Consider the following 2,720-nt stretch of genomic DNA (forward strand, 5'->3'; position numbering starts at 1 on the left):
CCTACCAGCCGGCGAAGCGCTGGTCCGTCGACACGATCTCGCGCCCGAGCGGGGTGAGGGAGATCGGGATCATCTTGAGGTTGGCCCACCCGAAGGGGATCCCGATGATCGACAGGAACAGCGGGATGCTGGTGATCAGGTGCCCGAGGGCCAGCCACCACCCCGCGAACACCAGCCAGATCACGTTCCCGACACAGGACGCCGCCCCGGCGTCCCGCCGCTCGACCGCCGTCCGCCCGAACGGCCACAGCACGTAGCCGGCGATACGGAACGAGGCAATGCCGAACGGGATGGTGATGATCAGTACGCAGCAGATGATTCCGGCGATGACGTAGCCGATTGCCATCCAGATGCCGCAGAAGATCAACCAGAGGACGTTGAGGACGAAATCGATCACCTTCATGGGGGGCACCTTCTCATGGCGTACTGGCCGGTTCTACGACCTGCCATGCCCGGCCGCCTGCGTGTCTACGCCCCTAGGGGGTGGACCTCAGGGGTGGGTCCGGGGTCGGGGGTGGTAGCGCGGTATACCCTGTGGGGGTAAATGGCGGAGTGGAGGTGGGCGGTGCGGGACGGCATGGTGCGGGTCCTGCGCGGAGTTCTGCTCGCCGCCCTGCTGCTCGGGGTGCTGACCATGCACACGCTCGGGCATCCGACCGGTGGGCACGGAGGACGGCACGGCGGGGAGCATGTCGCCGTCCAGGCGCACCGGTCGCACGACGTCACGGCCGACCCCGGGATGCCCGGCGGGATGGACCCGATGGCGGTCTGCCTTGCCGTGCCGGCAGGTTGGGGACTCGTGCTGCTGGCCGTCGGGGGGTACGTGTTGCGGCGGGCCGGTGATGCCGCTGCTGCCGTGCGGGCGTTGCTGCTGGCCGCCGTCCGGGGGCTTCCGCCGCCCAGGGGTGGGAGGTCGGTCCTCGCCGAAGTTTCGGTGCTGCGTCAGTAGGCGTGTGGCGGTTGCCTCGCACGTCCACCGACCCACACCTACACACGAGGTGCATTTCGTCATGCGCACACCCTCTCGACGCGCCGTGCTCGGCGCGGCGCTCGCCGCTGCCGGGACCGGGATCCTGGCCGCCTGTTCGGACTCCATGAAGGGCATGGAGGGCATGGACCACGGCGGGCAGGCTCCGGCGCCGGCCGGCTTCGTCCGTCCGAACGGTCCCGAGGTCGCCGCCGCCGAGGCGCGGCGCAACCCCGGGGCGGAGCGCAAGGTCGCGCTCACCGCCACCGAGACCACCCTCGACCTCGGCGGGCGCACCGTCCGCAGCTGGGCGTACGGCGACGCGCTGCCCGGCCGCGAGGTCCGCGCCACCGCCGGCGAGACGCTCGCGCTCACCCTCGCCAACCACCTCCCGCAGCCGACCTCGCTGCACTGGCACGGCCTCGCGCTGCGCAACGACATGGACGGCGTCCCGGGGGTGACGCAGGATCCGGTCCGGGCCGGGGCCGCGTTCGACTACCGCTTCGCGCTCACCCGCCCGGGCACGTACTGGCTCCACCCGCACTCCGGCGTCCAGCAGGACCGCGGGCTGTACGCGCCGCTGATCGTCGACGACCCGAAGGAGCCGCTGGCCTACGACAAGGAGTGGGTCGTCGTCCTGGACGACTGGCTGGACGGGGTGGACGGGAGCACCCCCGAAGCCGTCCTGAGCGAACTGTCCAAGGGCATGGGCGGGCACGCGATGGCAGGCATGGGCGGGCACGACATGGCCGGCATGGGGGGCCACGACGCGGCGGGCACGGCCGGCCCCTCGCGCATGCTCATGGGCGCCCGCAGCGACCTCCTCGGCGGTGACGCGGGCGACGTCGCGTACCCGTTCCATCTGGTCAACGGCCGCCTCGCGACCGCGCCCGAGACCTTCACCGCCAAGCCAGGCGACCGGGTCCGGATCCGGCTGATCAACGCGGGCGGCGACACCGCCTACCGGGTCGCCCTCGGCGGCCACGAGCTGACCGTCACCCACACCGACGGCTTCCCGGTCGAGCCGGTCGCCACCCGGGCGCTCCTGCTCGGCATGGGCGAGCGCTACGACGTCCTGGTGACCGTCAAGGACGGCGTCTTCCCCCTCACCGCCCTCGCCGAGGGCAAGGGCGCCTCCGCGCTCGCGCTGCTGCGCACCGGCGGCGGCGCCGCGCCCGACGCCTCGGTGCGCCCGGCCGAGCTGGACGGCCGGCTGGTGACCGCCGCGCAGCTCACGGCGGCCGCGGGCGTCCGGCTGCCCGCCAAGGCGCCGGACCGGACGGTGCGGCTGGAGCTGACCGGAGGCATGGCGAAGGCCGACTGGGCCTTCGACGGCCGCAGGTACGACCCCTCGCAGCGCCACCCGGTGGCGGCGGGGGAGCGGGTGCGGCTGGAGTTCCGGAACTCGACGGAGATGTGGCACCCGGTCCACCTGCACGGGCACACCTTCGCGCTCGTCGGCGCGGCGGGCGGCGGCCCGCGCAAGGACACCGCGATCGTGCTGCCCGGCACGACGCTCGCCGTCGACTTCGACGCCGACAACCCGGGCCTGTGGATGGTCCACTGCCACAACGTCTACCACGCCGAGACGGGCATGATGACGGTCCTCGGTTACCAGGCGTAACGCCTGCCGGTGCCGGGCCGGGGGCGCGCCCCCCGCCCCCCGCGCCCCCCCCGGCCCCCAGACCTCCACCACCAAGACGTGTTTGTAAAGCGGGCCGAAGACGACGACATAACACACGACGCAAAACCA

Annotated in this window: 3 protein-coding genes; 2 read left to right on the forward strand and 1 reads right to left on the reverse strand. The window is 72.6% G+C overall.

Features of this window, described 5'->3' with window-relative positions:
• Window position 1: 1 nt before the first annotated feature.
• On the reverse strand, window positions 2-403 hold the full coding sequence (locus ACFXDE_RS34770; protein ID WP_380498467.1) for a YccF domain-containing protein: 402 nt from the start codon (window positions 401-403) through the stop codon (window positions 2-4).
• Between the two features lie 141 nt (window positions 404-544).
• Here ACFXDE_RS34770 and ACFXDE_RS34775 point away from each other — a divergent pair, with 141 nt between their 5' ends.
• Together ACFXDE_RS34775 and ACFXDE_RS34780 are read left to right on the forward strand one after the other, a co-directional pair.
• A complete protein-coding gene (locus tag ACFXDE_RS34775; RefSeq protein WP_380498468.1) occupies window positions 545-949 on the forward strand; it encodes a DUF6153 family protein in 405 nt (134 codons plus the stop codon).
• 61 nt (window positions 950-1,010) lie between these two features.
• Window positions 1,011-2,591 (forward strand): multicopper oxidase family protein, encoded by a 1,581-nt coding sequence (locus tag ACFXDE_RS34780; RefSeq protein WP_380498469.1) that lies wholly within the window; start codon window positions 1,011-1,013, stop codon window positions 2,589-2,591.
• Window positions 2,592-2,720: the final 129 nt, after the last annotated feature.

This window comes from Kitasatospora sp. NPDC059408, from assembly GCF_042751525.1.
In the GTDB taxonomy this organism is placed as follows: Bacteria; Actinomycetota; Actinomycetes; order Streptomycetales; family Streptomycetaceae; genus Kitasatospora.

Bases quoted from the DNA above. Each gene is read 5' to 3' on its own strand.
- ACFXDE_RS34775 (WP_380498468.1), top strand. From the start codon at position 545: ATGGCGGAGTGGAGGTGGGCGGTGCGGGACGGCATGGTGCGGGTCCTG.
- ACFXDE_RS34770 (WP_380498467.1), bottom strand. From the start codon at position 403: ATGAAGGTGATCGATTTCGTCCTCAACGTCCTCTGGTTGATCTTCTGC.
- ACFXDE_RS34780 (WP_380498469.1), top strand. From the start codon at position 1,011: ATGCGCACACCCTCTCGACGCGCCGTGCTCGGCGCGGCGCTCGCCGCT.